Source organism: Sphingobium sp. MK2 (genome assembly GCF_040170545.1).
In the GTDB taxonomy this organism is placed as follows: Bacteria; Pseudomonadota; Alphaproteobacteria; order Sphingomonadales; family Sphingomonadaceae; genus Sphingobium.
Genome location: NZ_JAZDXA010000009.1, coordinates 126628 through 143924 on the forward strand (window position 1 = coordinate 126628; position 17297 = coordinate 143924).

The 17297-nt window shown below is 57.9% G+C and carries 16 protein-coding genes; 12 read left to right on the plus strand and 4 right to left on the minus strand.

Features of this window, described 5'->3' with window-relative positions; translation table 11 throughout:
* Positions 1-3 precede the first annotated feature (3 nt).
* The 12 genes from V2I08_RS06180 to V2I08_RS06235 all read left to right on the plus strand — a co-directional run bounded on the left by V2I08_RS06180 (position 4) and on the right by V2I08_RS06235 (position 13882).
* Positions 4-3588: a phage tail protein gene (locus V2I08_RS06180; RefSeq protein ID WP_349634320.1), complete on the plus strand. Its 3585-nt coding sequence runs from the start codon at positions 4-6 to the stop codon at positions 3586-3588.
* A gap of 12 nt (positions 3589-3600) precedes the next feature.
* Positions 3601-6159, plus strand: coding sequence for a tail fiber domain-containing protein (locus V2I08_RS06185; RefSeq protein WP_349634321.1), 2559 nt, complete (start codon positions 3601-3603; stop codon positions 6157-6159).
* Positions 6160-6290: 131 nt separating this feature from the next.
* Positions 6291-9194: a LamG-like jellyroll fold domain-containing protein gene (locus V2I08_RS06190; protein ID WP_349634339.1), complete on the plus strand. Its 2904-nt coding sequence runs from the start codon at positions 6291-6293 to the stop codon at positions 9192-9194.
* Between the two features lie 38 nt (positions 9195-9232).
* On the plus strand, positions 9233-10063 hold the full coding sequence (locus V2I08_RS06195) for an N-acetylmuramoyl-L-alanine amidase (protein ID WP_349634322.1): 831 nt from the start codon (positions 9233-9235) through the stop codon (positions 10061-10063).
* Positions 10060-10479, plus strand: coding sequence for a hypothetical protein (locus tag V2I08_RS06200; protein WP_349634323.1), 420 nt, complete (start codon positions 10060-10062; stop codon positions 10477-10479). The genes V2I08_RS06195 and V2I08_RS06200 overlap by 4 nt, the downstream gene beginning before the upstream one ends.
* Positions 10480-10489: 10 nt before the next feature.
* Complete coding sequence (locus V2I08_RS06205) at positions 10490-10672, plus strand: hypothetical protein (RefSeq protein ID WP_349634324.1); 183 nt, start codon at positions 10490-10492, stop codon at positions 10670-10672.
* Between the two features lie 103 nt (positions 10673-10775).
* Entirely contained in the window at positions 10776-12911 is a 2136-nt protein-coding gene (gene ligA / locus V2I08_RS06210; RefSeq protein ID WP_349634325.1) for an NAD-dependent DNA ligase LigA, read from the plus strand.
* Between the two features lie 99 nt (positions 12912-13010).
* Positions 13011-13202, plus strand: coding sequence for a hypothetical protein (locus V2I08_RS06215; RefSeq protein WP_349634326.1), 192 nt, complete (start codon positions 13011-13013; stop codon positions 13200-13202).
* A complete protein-coding gene (locus V2I08_RS06220) occupies positions 13199-13354 on the plus strand; it encodes a hypothetical protein (protein WP_349634327.1) in 156 nt (51 codons plus the stop codon). Before V2I08_RS06215 ends, V2I08_RS06220 begins: the two co-directional genes overlap by 4 nt.
* Positions 13354-13494 carry a hypothetical protein gene (locus V2I08_RS06225; protein ID WP_349634328.1) on the plus strand — a complete coding sequence of 47 codons (141 nt, stop codon included), beginning with the start codon at positions 13354-13356 and terminating at the stop codon, positions 13492-13494. Before V2I08_RS06220 ends, V2I08_RS06225 begins: the two co-directional genes overlap by 1 nt.
* On the plus strand, positions 13491-13673 hold the full coding sequence (locus V2I08_RS06230) for a hypothetical protein (protein ID WP_349634329.1): 183 nt from the start codon (positions 13491-13493) through the stop codon (positions 13671-13673). Before V2I08_RS06225 ends, V2I08_RS06230 begins: the two co-directional genes overlap by 4 nt.
* Positions 13670-13882 (plus strand): hypothetical protein, encoded by a 213-nt coding sequence (locus V2I08_RS06235; protein ID WP_349634330.1) that lies wholly within the window; start codon positions 13670-13672, stop codon positions 13880-13882. Before V2I08_RS06230 ends, V2I08_RS06235 begins: the two co-directional genes overlap by 4 nt.
* A gap of 9 nt (positions 13883-13891) precedes the next feature.
* Here the strand turns inward: V2I08_RS06235 and V2I08_RS06240 are convergent, their stop codons facing one another.
* The 4 genes from V2I08_RS06240 to V2I08_RS06255 all read right to left on the minus strand — a co-directional run bounded on the left by V2I08_RS06240 (position 13892) and on the right by V2I08_RS06255 (position 17241).
* Positions 13892-14587, minus strand: a complete 696-nt coding sequence (locus V2I08_RS06240) for a helix-turn-helix transcriptional regulator (RefSeq protein ID WP_349634331.1) — start codon at positions 14585-14587, stop codon at positions 13892-13894.
* A gap of 140 nt (positions 14588-14727) precedes the next feature.
* Positions 14728-16011, minus strand: a complete 1284-nt coding sequence (locus tag V2I08_RS06245) for a ribonucleotide-diphosphate reductase subunit beta (protein ID WP_349634332.1) — start codon at positions 16009-16011, stop codon at positions 14728-14730.
* Positions 16012-16016: 5 nt separating this feature from the next.
* A complete protein-coding gene (locus V2I08_RS06250) occupies positions 16017-16229 on the minus strand; it encodes a hypothetical protein (RefSeq protein WP_349634333.1) in 213 nt (70 codons plus the stop codon).
* Entirely contained in the window at positions 16213-17241 is a 1029-nt protein-coding gene (locus tag V2I08_RS06255) for a hypothetical protein (protein ID WP_349634340.1), read from the minus strand. Before V2I08_RS06255 ends, V2I08_RS06250 begins: the two co-directional genes overlap by 17 nt.
* Positions 17242-17297 lie beyond the last annotated feature (56 nt).

The following is a 17297-nucleotide window of genomic DNA, read 5'->3' on the forward strand; positions in this document are numbered from 1 at the left end:
CAAATGGCCATGACCATCGCCGGTGCTGTCATCGGCTCCGTGATTCCGGGCGTCGGCACTGCTGTCGGCGCTATGATCGGCGGTGCCATCGGCGGCGCGCTGTTCGCGCCTACGATCAAGGGGCCGCGCCTCACCGATCTCACCGTCACCGCATCGACCTATGGGAACGAAATCCCCCGGCTTTATGGGACCATGCGACTTGCAGGTAATGTGATCTGGTCAGCCGGGATCAAGGAAACCAAGAAGAAGAAGTCCGCTGGTAAGGGCGGTGCGAAGCAGACGACATATACCTATTCCTGCTCCTTCGCGGTCGCCTTCTGTCAGGGACCGGTGGACAAGGTGCTTCGCATCTGGGCTGACAGCAAGGTCATTGAGGTCAGTGGTTTCCGTGGCCTTACGGGCGCGGCGATCGGCGACTTCATTGCAGCCAAGTTCGGTAAAAAGTCAGGCGTCAAGGTCCGCTTCTATGCGGGCGACGATGAGCAGCTACCGGATTCCGTTATCGAAACAACGCTAGGCGCGGGGAACGCTCCAGCCTATCGCGGCCTCTGCTATCTGGTATTCGAGAACCTGCCCCTCGAAGACTATGGCAATCGTATCCCTTCCATCACGGCCGAGCTTTCCGCATCGGTTCTGGACGAACTCAAGTCGTTCGACTTCCCCTCGTCCGGCGGCGCGGGCGGGCGCTATGTCGATTGGTTGAACCGCCGCGCCGTGCGATCGGGAGGTGGTGAGACCATCACCTATAATGTCGATACCGGTGAAGAGATGTATCGCTTCCCCGGCGACGCGGGCGGCTCGGTCACTATGGGCGCGAACGGCGGGCCTATCATGGCGTCGATCGATAATTCGAACACGCAGCGCTACCGGCTTTACTATCCCAGCACCGGCGTAAGTCGTGTGCTTGGCGAGTCTTCGCGCGGCTTGAGTTGGGGTGCATTCGGACGGTTCACACGCGGTCTGGGCAGTTCCCTCCAGACCTCCGGTGCTGCCACTTCGAACACATGGGGTCTCCCCTTCGGTTCCGATGCTTGGCTGTTCCCGGTCCCCACGCTGGGCGGTCAAAAATATGCGTTTATCCACCAGTCTGACTGGAACAGTTCCATCACGCATATCTTCGACGAGTTCGGGGGCTATTATCACGCCTACAACCCACCGTTTCGTTGCAACGACTTTATGCTGGGTGACATCGACACCGAAACGACGGTCTGGGGCTGGGGCAACGGCGCGAACGGCGGCGGGTTTGGTATTGTCGGTAAAGGCCTCCAGCTTATCCGCTACAAAATCGGCGAGCGAGCATCCTATCCGATCGGCCAGCCTTATGCTTGGCAGATGTATCAAGGCGCGCTGAGCTACAAGACATATATCCTGACCCGTGAAGGGGTTCCGACAGGGTATCTGCAGTGGGACATGGTAGGTGACAACGGCCTATATTGCCCGTCCGATAATAGCTTCGTCTTCACAGGCGATTTCCGCAAAACCGGCCAGACATCCGTCCGCTGGTTCGGCAAATATTCGTTCAACGACAAAAAATGGGTCTACGTCCGTGTCGGTGCCGATTACGCGCCGACGCGCGGTGGACGCTGGTCCACTGCAAACCACCGCGACAGCACGATCGGCTACATCGCAGCCGTGGGCACCGGAGGCCGGTTCAAGGTTATCGATCTATCCACCGGGATGATCGTAACCGACATGGCGCTGGCTGGTGGCAATGTGCAGATGGGCTCCAGTTGGGACCATGACAGCAAATCGCTTGTGCGTTGGAATGGATACAGCAACTTCCGCCGTGAAGGGGTAGGTAGTTCGGGGCAGTCTTTGGTGGTTTCTGCTGTCGTTACCGACATCTGCGAACGCACCGGCCTGCTGACGGCCGATGACCTCGACACGACCGAGCTTGGTGATGAGACGATCACCGGCTTCGTCATGTCGCGCGGCACCGCAAAAGGTAGTCTCCAGATTTTGGCGAGCGCCTATTTGTTCGATGGCGTCGAGAGCGATTTCAAAATCAAGTTCCGCAAACGAGGCGGCGCGTCGCAGATGACTATCCCGCAGGAACGTATCTCGTGGGTGGAAGAGGGTAAGCTCTACAACGAAACACGCACGCAGGAGGTCGAGCTTCCGGCGCGCCTGACGATTGCGTTCCGCGATCCGGCACGGGATTATCAGACGGGCACCCAGCACGCCAAGCGCCTCATCGGCCCTGTGGCGACCGCTTTCACGCGCACCGAGACCCAGAGCGAGTTCGCTATGGCGTTCACCGCGACGCAGGCAAAGCAGCTTGCTGACAAGCTCCTCAAGTCTGCGTGGCGCAACCGCACATCGATCGACCTATCCCTGCCGTGGGAATTTGTGGTGCTCGACCCGGCGGATGTCGTGACGCTGGCACTGGACGACGGCACGTTGTTCAGCCTGCGTGTCGCCCAGATGCAGCAGGGCGCTGATAACACGTTGAGCGTGAATCTCGTCACGGAGAGCCAGACCTCCTACATCTCGACGGAAGAAGCAGCAGAGCCGAACAACTTCGTGAGCCAACCGCTGCCGAGCAACATGCCGGTAAAGCTGCTGATCATGAATACCCCGCTCCTGCGAGATGAGGACGACACGCAGGGCGTGCGGTCGGTGCTGTATGTCGCGGCCTATCAAGAGTCGAACGCCCCCTTCGCTGGTTCGGTCATCATGCAGAGCACCACCGGCGACGAATATGACGACATCGATTTCGTTTCGGATGATCCTTACACAGGGTTCGTGATCCAGACCCTCAAGCCCACATCGGCATGGGGTGCGACCGACACCGAGAGCGAACTCATCGTCAAGATGTGGAACATGAACGAGGACATCACGCTCTCGTCCATCAGCTATGAGGAGCTTCTTGCTGGTGGTAATTCGGCGCTCTGCGGCGACGAGGTTATTCAGTTCCAGAATGCGGTGCTCATTTCGGGAGATCAATACAAGCTCACGAATATCCTGCGCGCCCGGCGCGGCACGAACATGCACGTCAACGATCACGTCACCGGCGAGCGTTTCGTCATGCTCGATCCTGCCTACATCTCCAAAAACGAACGAGGCCCGGCTGACTTTGAGGTGCGGCGCTTCTTCAAGGCGGTGCGTATTGGGCAGGTCGCCGAAGACACGATCGGCACGGAGATGGAACTTCGGCCGAACGATCTCAAACCCTACACACCTGAAAATGTGAAGGTTCTTGAGGTGGACGATCAGGTGACGGTATCGTGGAGCCGTCGTTCACGAATTACTGCACCAATGGTTGACGGAACGGCGGAAATCCACTATAAGGAAGGATTGGGACTTCTGGCGTCCTTTGGATACCGTCTCCACAAAGACCGTGATCTCGAAGACTCGCCGTGGAACTCCTATACCCCTGATACACCAACCGGCCGTGTCCCATTTTATGACACTGCAAACTCCCTGCAACCGTTCGAAGTCACCTTCCCACTCGCGGACGTGATCTCGACCGATACCGGCTCTTTCGTTCTGGAGCTTTGGGAAAACGGTTTCGTGGAAGGTGTCCACAAGATCGTCCAATTCACCCGCGTATCCCCCAACCAGTGGAACACCACTGAGCTTTACTAGCAGGTTCCTGAAATGCCCAACACGCCGATTTTGGCGATCCCTCAACTGACTGAGAACCAGTCGGCCAAAGAGGTCACGATCAACGATGCCATCCTCGCACTGGAAAGTGCTATGGGGAAGGGGCTGATCGTTGATTATGCAGCCACTACGACTGTCACTTTGTCAGCGCCCCAACTGACGCGAAATTTCCTGCTGAAAATTTCGGGAGCGACCGCTGCCTGCCAGTTGGTCATCCCGGATGCCGTGGCAGGTGTTGCGACTGCGCGTGTTTTTGCGGTCTCGAACCTGTCGGCGTGGGACTGCACGGTTAAGGCGTCTTCGACCGCACCGGCGGATCAGGTCATCGTCCCTTCCCTGCAGACGTGCCTTATCGCCGCAGATGGCCCGGCGATCCGCTTGATTGCGAAGAACGTCCCGAACGGCGCTTTTGCCGACATGACCGACGTGGATTGGACCACGATCGGCGATGGTAAGACGATCATCTGGGACGCGAGCGAGAACAAGTTCACGTTCATCACCCCGCTGACCGAAGGTTCGGGCGTCCCTGCGGGCGGGACCGATGGGCAGGTGCTGCAGAAGCTGGCCGGGGTGCCAGCATGGGGCGACATCCCTACGCCCGACGTGCGTCAAGTGCCGGACGGCGGTGAGGTCTTCTTCGTCCTTACGAAGACGGGTGAGGGCGACAACGATTATGATTGGGCCATGCTGCCCGAAGGCGTCGCTACCCCCTCGTTCCTGACGCTCTCGGACACCCCGACCAGCTACGCCGACCAAGGCGGCAAGGTCGTCGTGGTTAAAGCGACTGCAGACGGCCTAGAGTTCATCGACATGCCTGTGAGCCTCCCAGCAGGCGGCACAGAGGGGCAGGTGCTCGCGCGAGACGCCGAAGGCGCTGCGGTGTGGATCACACCTGCTGCAGGCGGCGGAGGAGGTATCGAGGACGCCCCTGAGGACGGGAACCTCTACGCCCGTAAGGACGGCGCGTGGGAATCTTTCACGACCGGCGGCGGCGGTGGTGGAAGCGCGACCGTTACGGCCGTGGTCGCCACCAGCTACGATCTTCTCGCATCCGATGCTAGTCGGTATATTCGCTTCACGAACACCGCCGCTAAGACGATGACGGTTCGTCCAAACAGCGTGGAAGCACTTCCCGACAACGGTGAATGGCACATCCGAAACGCAGCTACCGGCAATCTCACCATTTTGTTGGGAGCCGGTGTGACGATCAACGTGCCTGCTGGTGGTAATCTGGTGATCCCACCAGACGGCACCGCGTCGTTGAAGCGGACGGGCGTGGACGTTTTTGATCTCATGGGGACTACCGGCGCGGCCAGCGGGACCCCTTATCTGGTGGCCAGCAGCAACCTCAATGATCTCCCCTCCAAACCGGACGCCCGAAGCAATCTGGGCTTGGGTGATGCAGCAACCAAGAACGTAGGCACGGCAGCGGATACCGTCGCGGCCGGAAACGATACGCGCCTGTCCAATAATTACCGCACGTCCGGCGGCGTTCAGGAGATTTTGAACCACACCAAGACGCTGTTCAACTCGACAGGCACGACGGTCATCGGCATCCTCCCTGCAGGACAAGCAGGCGATTGGGTCACGAACTACCGGGACGGTGCGGCCGCCTTGAGTAACGTGATCAGTAACGGAAACCAAGCAGGCTTCCGTGCTATCGCCTATGGAGGACTTACCAACAATCGCTTTGTTCGTTACGGTGGAACGGTAACCGCTCCTGTTGACATCGCAACCAACGATGTCATCGGCGATCTCAACTTTTTCGGCCGGGTCGCCTCCGGGGAAGTAGAGCTTGCCCGCATTCGCACCGAATATTTCGGTGCTAATCCCGCGATGACCAATAATCGCGCCACTCGGATGCGGTTCTATGTTGGCCGAGACGGTTCTACTTCAACGGCAGAAACTCTTCGCGTTGAATATCAGCTTCTGACGGCCTTTGGTTCGATCGTCCCAAGTGCAGACAACACGTTTGACTTGGGAACCGGATCACTGCGTCTTCGTGAAATCTTCTGCGCCAACAACGTCATCAACACCTCCGATCTGCGGATGAAGCGGGATATTCAACCGATCCGTGACGACCTGTTGGACGCTTGGGAAGGCGTGAACTGGTCGGCCTATCGCTGGATCGATTCCTTTTTGGATAAGGGTGAGGCCGCCCGGTGGCACTTCGGTTTGATCGCTCAACATGTGCGCGATGTCATCGACAGCCACTTCGGTGAGGGCAAAGCGGTCCGAATGGGGATCATTTGCCACGACAGTTGGGAAGCACAGGAAGAGATCGTGTCGCCGGTTATGGCCGAGCGCACTGTCGAGGTTCCCGTCCTCGATGCGGAAGGCAATCCCGTTCTCGACGAGAACGAGCAGCCTGTCACCCAATATGTGCTGGAAACCTACGCCACCGGCGAAGTCGAGATCGTGCAACCAGCACGCGAAGCTGGAGATCGGTGGGGCCTCCGCTACGGCGAATGTCAGGCAATTGAGAACGCATTTCAGCGCCGCAAACTGGCGCGCATGGAAGCGCGACTGGCGCTTCTGGAAGAGGCTGCATAATGCTCAAAGGTATCATCTCGTCGATGCTTTTTACACCAGCGCCTAGCGTGCCTGGACTATCTAACCGCTGGCGGCTTTACATGACGGCAAAGCCCACCGCTGGCTCATACATGTCCGCCTGCGAAGTGGAGATGCGTGATACCCCCGGAGGACCTAATTTGGCGTCCGGAGGAACTGCGACAGCATCGACATTCCAGTCAACTGGCGGCGGCGTCCCCGCCGGTGGCTGGACCCCAGCTATGGCGTTCGATGGCATCAAGACAAACGCCAGCGCGTGGACCGCAAGCAGCGCGACCGCGCCGCAGTGGTTGGAATATGCCTTCACGTCGCCTGTGACGGTCGAAGAGGTGACGCTCTACACGAAGCACAATGACCCCGGCGGCACACCATCGTCGTTCGATGTGCAATATTATGACGGAACGACATGGGTAACCTATTGGTCGGAAGTGTGGGCAAATCCGGCACTACCACACCTCGCAGGCACCACGAAGGCGTTCAAGTTTGCGCGTAACAAAGGCCGCCGCAAGTGGCGTATCGACTTCACGGCCAAAGGATCAGCGGGCGCGTGGTTTAGCATCTATGAGGTGGAAGTTCGGGAGACCCTTGGTGGCCCTAACTTGGCCCCTACCGCCTATCCATCCAGCAATCGCCGACCAGAAACAGTTTACCAGCTTTTTGACAGCGACTACGCGACACAGTGGCAGAGCGGATCAACCGCGACTCCCCTCACAGTCGGTCTGTATTTCGACAAAGACGTTGAATCCATTGCTGAGATTACGATCAAAGGCGGTCTCGCGACGGGCGATAGCCCAACTGCAGGCAATGTTCAATATTATGACGAAGTGTCCGGGAATTGGGTGACTGCTTGGTCGTTTGAAGCTGGTGGCTGGACAAGCGCCGAAACCAAGATTCTGAAAAGCCCGGAAGTTGAGCTACCGGCTTACCAGACGACATTTGCGCGATCATCCCTGCAGACCGATTTTAACCCACTCGGCATCACGCATCTCGATGAATCGTTCACAAGCGATGAGGGACAACTCCTACTCACGACTGAGAACACTCAAGGCGCTGTGTCCTTCGCGGGCGGGACGCTGGTCCTCGACCACACAGGTGTGCAGAATACCATCGTGCGGGCTGGTGATGACATCGAACTACCCATCTGCTGGGTGGAAGTAGATGTCGTCAGCCGACCCTCATTTAGCAGCGGTTACAATAACGTCGGCGTTGGTATCGCCAAAGATGCGAACAATTTCATCTATGCGAACTTCGATCAGCGCGCAAACGTGCGTCGTGTCCAAGTCAAGATTAACGGCACGAACGCTTTCTATGGTAGTGGAGCATACACGTTCCCGGCCAACTGTCGTATCGCTCTGTCAATTGTCTTGAACAGCGTAACTGTGTGGATCAATACTGGCAGCGGCTGGAATGCTTTGCATACTTTCCAGATCGCTACGTCAGTTGTGAATATGGCGTCGCTTGATCTTACAGGATGGAAGCCGTCGTTCACGATGGCGGCATCAGCTTCCTCGACATGGGTATTCGACAATTTCAAAGCAGGTGTGTTCGGCGGAACGGGGATCAGGGATATTACCTTGATCACCAATGAAGACAGCACGCCTGTTGATTTCGCCGGTAAGTATCGTTTCACCGCAACGTCATCAGGTCCGTCCGGATTGAACAGCAGCTTCAATTCTGTCTGGGAATATGACCCAACGGATGGCTCGATCGCTATGACCGGAGCGCTAATGGTAAGCCGCGACGGTTTGCGTCAGCTTGATCTCAATGCCCACATTGTCGAGAATAGTGATGGCTCTTACCGGGTTGTCACAGCCTCTTGGGGTAACGGCTTTGGCGGCGTCTTGCAGTGTTTCCACAAGAATAATGTGGGCGACATCACGAGCGGGCTCCACTTGATTGCCGGAATGGAGCAACTCTCGTTGCCGCTCATCCCCGGCACGGGGGCCGGAGGTGCTTACGATCCTTACCTCATCAAGGAAGGGTCCGACTGGCTGCTGGCTTATGCAGTCGTGAGTGACACCTCGTTCTCCGGCGAGAACTTCTATATCGCGGCAGCATCCAGCCCAGACATGGTTACGTTCACGGGGGTAGGTGCAGATTCTTCGCGGGCACAGGTCGAAGGTCCGAAGATCATCAAGCATAATGGTAAGACGTATATCTACAGCGGTGGTCGGGGACGACAACCCGTCTATGACGCTACCATGACATATCTTGGCCAGCCAACTTTCTCGCCGTCTTTGTATAATGGCGTTGATACTCAGCCTCACGTCATGATTATCCCTCATGATAATAACTATCACTGCCTGACTTGGAACCAAACACGCTTCGGATCGGCGGAGTTCACTTGGGGAGACTTCTTGGTCTATGTGACCGAGCGGTATCCGGACTACAAAGTTCAAATGCTGCTCAAAGGCGATCAGCAAACTGATGCTGCTACCGCTATTCTTGATAGTAGCGCTCGTATGCGTAGCCCATCTCTTGGCGGGAACGTCCAGATCGACACGGCGCAGGCTAAGACTGGAACCGGGTCCATCCTGTTTGACGGAACGGGTGACTACCTGAGCTACACCAGCGACAGCGGTCTGCAGCTTGTCAATGGCAGCTTCACTATTGAATGTTGGACACGTTTTGCCGCCAATAAAACCACGCACACTATTTGGGCGAAGCGTCCTACCTCAAATGCATCCGAGGGATGGGGCTACGTAAATAACCTCAATCAGATCAATTTGCAGCTATTCCGTGACACGGGGACAGTTGGAGAAACCGCTCTTCTCGTCGCGGGATCGTATGAATTTTTGACAAATACTTGGTATCATCTGGCTTGGTGCTACGATGCAGTTAGCGGGACTGGAAAGGTTGTCGTGAACGGCGTTGTAGTTGCATCCGGCGTGCAAACAGTGGTCCCGGTGGTCAATACTTCGTCATTCTTTGTTGGTCGTGATCCTACCAACACGTCGCGCGACCTCAATGGATGGATTGACAACTTCCGGGTGACCAAAGGTTTGTCGAAATACTGATTTTCCATTCAGCAATGCTCTAATTTATCGGGAATAACATGAAGATCATCAACCATCGTCTGGAGGGCGTCCCGTTTGTGGCGTCCCCCAACATCTCCGGGATGCTCAATCCCTCCTATGTCGTCATGCACTACACCGCCGGGTGGACCGGTGCGTCTGCTATCGACACTTTGACTAACCCTAAGTCGCGTGTGTCTGCCCATTTGGTGGTCGATCGTGATGGATCGGTGACACAGCTTGTCTCGTTCAACCGCGTCGCATGGCACGCAGGTCCCTCGAAGTTCGATGGGAAGAACGGGATGAACAACTATTCGATCGGTATCGAGATCGTGAATCCCGGCTATCTCCGCGCCGCCAACGGCGGTTACGAAATGTCCACAGCCACAGGCTGGAAGAAGGTTCCAGCCGAGCGCCTCAAGGATTACGATCTCACGATCGCCGCTGCGAACAAGCGTGTCGGCGGTGGAACCTATGTCTGGCCTGCCTATACCAAGACGCAAATCGCTGCGGTAAAGGAAGTCTTCGCCGCGATCTGTCAGGCCTACAGCATCAAGGATGTCGTCAGCCACGAGCAGATCGACAGCCGGGGGTGGAAGACCGATCCGGGTCCGGCATTCCCGATGGGTGAGTTCAAGGCGATGATCCACACCAACGCCCGGAACGACGACCTCGAACCGAATGGCACCTATGTGGTCAGCGCCAGCGCCCTCAACGTCCGGGCCAAGCCTGATGCGAAAGCGGCGGTGGTCACGACCCTAAAGCGAGGCGCGGAAGTCGCCGTCGTCAAGGATCATGGCGTGTGGAGCCACGTCGAATATGCGCCGGGCAAGTTCGGTTATCTTTCCGACCAGTATCTCAAGGCGGCATGATGCTCACCATCGGAGGCGTCAAACGCATTTTCACCGGGCTGCTCAAGAAGCCTGCATTTTGGATCATTGTGAGCTTGCTCACGATCGGAGGCGGGACCTACTTCTACCTGCGACATTCGACCAACCAACAGATCGAGACCGCTGTCGCCGGTTCCCAAGCCAATGCCACGATCGATGCCTACCAGACTGAACGTGAGGTTCACGAGGGCGAGCAGGCCATCGACGATCGATATGACAATCTCGCCCGCCAGACTCAGCAGGAATATCGCAATGTCCGCACCATCATCCAGCAAGCCCCGGAAGAACAGCGTCAAGCGCCTGTTCCTCCTCTCATCATTGACACTCTCAATGCTCTCGACCGCGTGCGCCCCGCAAGTCCAGTATCGGTATCTGACACCGAAGTTCCGGTCGGCTGATTACATCTGCATGGACCCGCCGCGCGGACAGCTTGACCGTGAGGCTCCGGCGGAAGTTGCTGCTGATCGTATCACAGGCATCGCCGAGGCAGGTGAAGATTGCCGTCAGCAGCTTCACCGCGCCGGTGAGAAGGCAAAACTCCGTGAGGAAGTGTTGGCAGAGATCAACGCGGAGCGCGGTTTGAAGAAGTGAAGCCAAGCTGGCTTATGTGTTATTAAAACACATCATCCATATTGACAAAGTGCTGCGAGGGTGTCACCAACCTCGCAGCACTTTTCGATTCACAGGACCTCCCATGACCGTCACAAATGCAGCCACCGCGCAGGCGCGGTGGAACGATCTCGTGCATCAACGCGCCGCCGCCGACGTGGCTTATTATGAACACGATGCGCCGGTCATGAGCGATGAGGATTACGACATTCTGTCGATCACGATCGCTAAGATCGAGGCCGACTTTCCCGAACTTTGCTTCAAGGACAGTCCGGTCAACAAGGTGTCGGGGCGCGCGACCGAAGGCTTCGAGAAGGTCAAGCACAAGGTCCGTATGGAATCGCTGGCGAACAGCTTCAACCAACAGGACCTCAATGCTTGGCGAAACGGGTTCACGCTCACCGATCAGGACAGCCCTTTGCTGCTCCACGAACTCAAGATGGATGGGCTCAGCCTCTCGGTCCATTATGAGGATGGTTTCCTGACCAGCGCGGTGACGCGCGGCGATGGGGAAACCGGTGAGGATGTGACCAAGCAGGCACTCCGCATCTTCGACCTGCCGTCGATCATCGAAGCGACCGGACACGTCGAGGTCCGTGGCGAGGTCTATATGAGCCGGACACAGTTCGCCAAGCTCAACGCCGAACTGGAGGCGCAGGGTAAGAAGAAGCTGGTCAACTGTCGCAACGCCGCCGCCGGGGCGCTGCGTCAGAAGAACCCGGACATCACAGAACAGCGCGGCATCCAGTTCATGGCATTCGGCGTCTCGCCGACTACCTTCGCGCTGATGGACACCGACGAGCAGGTGCTGGAGAAGCTCAAGGCGCTCGGCTTCAACGTCGTCCCATATGGTTGGATCGAGGACATCGCCGACGCCGAGACTGTGATCGAAGCGGTCGAGCGTGAACGCGCGCACCTTGCCTACGACATTGACGGAGTGGTCTGGAAGATCGACGATCGCATCGCGCGCGAGCGGCTGGGCTCCACCAGCAAGGCCCCGCGCTGGGCGACCGCGTTCAAGTTCGCGGCCGAGAAGAAGGCGACCCGCCTCCTTGATGTGCAGTTCCAAGTCGGCCGCACCGGCGCGATCACCCCGGTCGCGATCCTTGAGCCTGTGTTCGTCGGCGGCGTCACGGTCTCGACCGCAACGCTCCACAATGAGGACGAGATCGCCCGCCTTGCCATCACGATCGGCGACATGGTGGAAATCCAGCGCGCCGGTGACGTGATCCCACAGGTGGTCCGCGTTGTCGATGATCCGGCTGACCAATTGTGGGACGGCATCTACCAGACCGTGCGCTTCCCCAAGACCTGTCCGTCCTGCAAGGGTCCGACCGAGCGCAAAGAAGGCGAGGCGGTCCGCCGCTGCGTCTCCGGTCCGACCTGCCCGGCCCAGCGCCAAGGCTATCTGGAGCATTTCGTCAGCCGTGACGCCATGAACATCGACGGCTTGGGACCAAGCCAGATCGAGGATTTGATCAAACACCTCGGCCTGACAAAGGCCAGCCAGATCATGACGCTGCCTGACGCCTATCTCTATGACTTCGGCTTCTCGCAGGATGACGCCGTGCCCAATGAACCGGTCGCGGATGTCATGCAGATGTGGTCCGGCTACGGTAAGTCGTCCGTCACCAAGATGATGCGCGCCATCAAGAAGGCGCGGACGCCCGACCTCGCCCGGTTCATCTATGCCCTTGGTATCCGCAACGTGGGCTCCTCAACGGCCAAGGACATCGCCCGGCACTTCGGCACCGTCGATACCTTCTTCAAGGCTGTGAAGGTCACAGGAGGCTTTCAGGCGGCCAAGCTGCAGGATGTGGACGGGATCGGTCCGATCGTCATGGCGTCGCTCGACGACTTCTTCGAGAACGAGGACAATTACGACGAGACCTTCGCCCTGCGGCTGGCGCTCGAAATCGCTGACATGCCCAAGGCGCAAGCAGCCGAGGTGCAGCTTCTCGCCGGAGAGGTGGTCTGCTTCACCGGCGGCCTTGATCGCTGGAGCCGCGAGCAGGCGATGCTCATCGCCACCGAGCTTGGTGCCAAGGTGATCAACTCGGCGGCGAAGTCCACCACCATCCTCGTCTGCGGCAACAACGTCGGCGCGAAGAAGATCGAGGCGGCCGAGAAGAACGGTGCCGTTGCGAAGGACGAGGCGTGGTTCATCGGTATTGTCGAGCAGGCGATCGAGCAGGGCTATAAGCTGGATGTCATGGACTGATGAAGCACGGACGGTTCGAGTGGAACTTGGGTTCCGGACGCATCCGTGTGGATGTGTGGATTCATGGGTGCTGCGTCGCCTCATTCTACAGGTAAATTGATGACCAGCATCACCGACAGCTTGTCCCTTGAGGACTTCCACGAGGTCTTTCGGACGATCCCGGACGGACCCTCAAAGGAGCCGTTGCGCTTCTACGCCGCCGGGCCACACATGGAACGGATCGCCCGCCAAATTCTCAACCCGTCGATCGAGATCGTGCGCCTCGACAAGCTGGAGATCACGACCCAATGATCGAATATCTCGCCGCCCATTGGGGCGTCACCCTCGTCGCGATCCTGACGATCCTCGTGATCCTCTACCTGCTGTTCAACAAGCGGGCAGGGGTGTTCGACGGCTTGCTGGCAGGATTCCTCATCGACGATCTGTTCAAGCTGTTCGACTGATGCGCTGGTTCCGCCGCAAGCCGCGTCCTCTCCTGCTCAAGGTCGGTGACAAGCTCCCCAAGGATGCCAAGGGTCCGTTCGGGGCGATCATCTCGACCTGCCCATGTTGCGACCGTATCGACAGGATTTTCTTCCCATGAAGACCGCGATCATCCTCATCGGCATCACGGCCGTATGCCTCATCGCATGGATGTGGTGGGACATCTCTCGCACGTTCACCAGCTTGCCATATCGCTCCTCTGCGAGTGATGATCAGGCCGCCAGAAACGACGAAGCAGCGGCCGTGATGTGCATGGTCGCTGCGGTGTGCTGTCTATGAGTGAAATCGCGCAGAGCACGTTCGCCGACATCGATTTCGATGCAGACGATGATGACGACGACTTCGATTTTTTGCCATGGGGTTTCAACCACGTTTTCATTCCCACGCTCATCGCTGCAGGCGTGGCTATTGCCGCCTGCGTCGGGAGCGCAGCGGCTTATGCAACTATCTATATCTGGATGTGTGGTGCAACCCTAGTAGGGTGGTAATGTGAGCGCTTAACAGGGACCGATACGGCCGACGACAGCGCCCACGAAGTCCAGTTCAGACATCTTGAAATTGAAAACCTGACCGGTCGATCCGGTGAAGGGAACAGTGTCACCAGCGGTGAAGCTAGGTTCAGGTCTCACGACTTCGAGCCCGCCGGGCGTGCGAAGCAGATAGAATTTCCGCCCGGCCGAGATGTCCTTGGCATCGGTGTCCACGAAGAGGCGCGAGTTCGCGCCCATATTAAATTCGGGAGCGGCCTGCGGGAGGATATAGACCTTGATGGATTTGAAATCCTCGGCTTGAACGCCGTAGTCCTTCAACATCTCCTTGGGCACCGCGAACGCGCCGGAGGTCCATTCACCGTTTTTGCCGACCTTCATTTCCGGCATCGTCAGAATCTCGCCCGATGCCATCCCTGCCAGACCATCGATACCATGACGGCCGAATGCCAAAAATTCTGGCTGCACGTCCATGGCCTTGGCCATCGCTTCGATCACTTCGGTCGGCGGCGCTATGTTGTTCGTCTCATACTGGACGATCGTTGCTCGCGCCTTACCGATGTTCTCGGCGAGTTCTTTCTGGCTCTTCTTTGCGCGCAGGCGAGCCCAAGCAATGCGTCCACCAATGTTGGACAGGCTGACCGTATCTTCACGGCCGGGCACATCCACTCGTCGGTGTGCAGTTGGGACCACAGTCGCGTTCATATAAATACATCTCCTTGGTTAGTGTCTGACGGGAGGAGTGCGCTAGAACGAAAAAGCTGTCAACCAAAAATAGCGGAGTCGCCACTTTGAAGTGACACTCCGCTATCGTTGTGACAGCTTTAGCGAATATTAACAGATCGTCAACAAATTTCAGAAGTCAAGGATTCCCAACGGTTTGCGAGGTCCGAGTAGCCTCCGAATCGGACACTACCGCCCCCTAGCGGACCTTCCGATTTATTTTCGACGAACAGTTGCGGGACGGAGCTAACTCCATGTTCCGAGTAGAACATTTGGCGAACATTATCGTCGGACAAGTCAACCTCCGCGAATCGAATCGCGCGGAGCGTGAGTTCATGCTTGAGCAAAGAGCAGAACGGACAGCCCTTCTTGGAGTAGAGCACCACGTCTTTGACCTGCTCACGGACCGGCTCAACACGCACCGGCTTCGACAGGAAGTCGAAACCAGTATCCCAATTTTCGATACCGCCCTTCGAATATTCGGTCGAGCGGCCTTCGAAGAAGTTGGTGTGGGTCTGCGCCGAGATCAGCGGAGCGATCCAGTCGAATGGATTCTCGTCACCATAGTTGGGCTTGAGGCCAAGCTGCAGGAGGCGGCGATCAGCGATGTTGCGGATATACTTTTTGGTGTCTTCGGCATTGATGCCGTCGATCGTCCCCATCTGAAAACACAGATCGATGAACAGGTCTTCGAGCTTCACCATGTCACGACAGGTCTGGTAGATCGCCGCCTTGAGTTCGTCCGTCCACAGCTTGGGATTTTCCTGAATGAGCGTGCGGAAGACCTTGGTCATGAACTCGACATGCAGGGTCTCGTCGCGGATCGACCATTCGACGATCGTGGACATGCCCTTCATCAGGTTGCGGTTCTTGAAGGACAGCAAGATGGCGAAAGACGAGAACAGTTGCATCCCTTCACCGAACGCGGAGAACACCGCGAGGTCGAGCGCTAGGCGTTCCTTCTTGGTCCACTTGCGGCCGGTGATCCCGGTCTCGCGGGTGGCGAAGAGATACTCGTGCTTCTCCCGCATTTCCGCATATTCAGCGAACTGCTGGTAGATCGCTTCGGGCATTCCAAGCTGATCGATCAGCGTCGAGTAGCTGTCGATGTGGTTGGCTTCGGAGGCGATGATCGCGCCGAACGCCATGCGGAACTCCGGCAGCTTGAACTCCGGCGAGTAACGCTCGAAGTAGCCATCCGCGATGCCGACATCGGCCTGCGTGAAGAAGCGGAAAAGCTGGGTGAGCAGGCCGCGCTCGTAATCGTTGAGCTTCTCGATCCAGTCGCGGAGGTCTTCCTGCAGCGGCACCTCGGTCGGGAGCCAATGGAGGTCCTGCATCCGCTTGTAATAGAGATAGGCCCACTCATAATCGAAGGGCTTGTAGAAGGCGCGCTTGGAAAGCATGGACATCAGTAGGAACTCGGCATGACGGTGTGGATGCGACCGGGGCGGATGAAGCAGCGCTCCCCGGTGTGACGATTGATGGCGTGGTAGGTGAGCCCAGCCCAGCAGCCGGGCGTCCAGTCTACGACCCGCGCCCAGCGCGTCATCTCACGACCTTCGTCGCCGGAGATGACGCTATAGCCGACGACCCGGCCGGTCAGGTTACCCTTCGCAAGCAAGGCAGGTCTCCGGTTCGGCGGTATCATTGTCGGCAACCAAATGGATGCGCTGGACCTTGTTGTTCACATTCTCACCCTTCTGGGCGGTCTGGGAACGCAGATAGTAGAGCGACTTGATACCAAGTTCCCAAGCGCGGAAATGAAGCTCCATCAGATAGTCGGCATCGACGACCGCCGGGATGAACAAGTTGAGCGACTGCGCCTGATCGATCAGCGGCGCGCGGTCGGCGAAGAACAGCAGCGTAGACCGCTGATCGGTCTCAAACGCTGTCAGGAACACGCGGCGCTCGTGGTCGGTCAACTCATCGGTCAGATGCTGCACCGAGCCGGTTTCGATGATCCCTTCCCAGATCGCGGTCGTGTCGAGACCCTTGGACGCGAGCAGACGCTGCAGCGACGGGTTCTTGACGTTGTGCGAGCCGGTCAGCGTCTTGTGGACGAAGAAGTTGCCGGGCCACTGCTCGGTCGCGGGCGAGATGTTGAGGAAGATCGACGACGACGCATTGGGAGCCAGCGCCAGCTTGTGGGCGAAGCGCTCGCCGGTGCCTGCCATGTCCGGCGCTTCACCACGCTCGGCACCCAGCACCAGCGAAGCCTTGTCGGCCATCTTGCGGATGTGCTCGAAGATCATCAGGTTCCAGCCACGAGCGACCGGGCTGTCCCACGCGATCAAGCGATCCTGCAGGAAGGTATGCCAGCCCATCGCGCCCAGACCCACCGACCGCTCGCTGCGAGCCGAATTGACGGCGCGCCAGAGTTCAGGCGGCGCGTTGTCGATGAAATCCTGCAGCGCGTTGTCGAGCATCCGGAACAGGTCTTCGATGAACTGAGGATCGTCCTTCCACTCATCCCATGCCGCAAGGTTCAGCGACGACAGGCAGCAGACCGCCGTGCGATCCTCGTTTGTCGGTAGCGTGATCTCGGTGCAGAGATTGGAGTGGTGGACCTTGAGGCCCAAATCCTTGAGCGGCTGGGGCAGGGCGTTGTTGATTGAAGCGCCCCGGGTTTTCAGGAGGCAGTTTTCATTGGGCTATGCAGCCATATCGAGGTTCTCGAGGGCTGCATAGT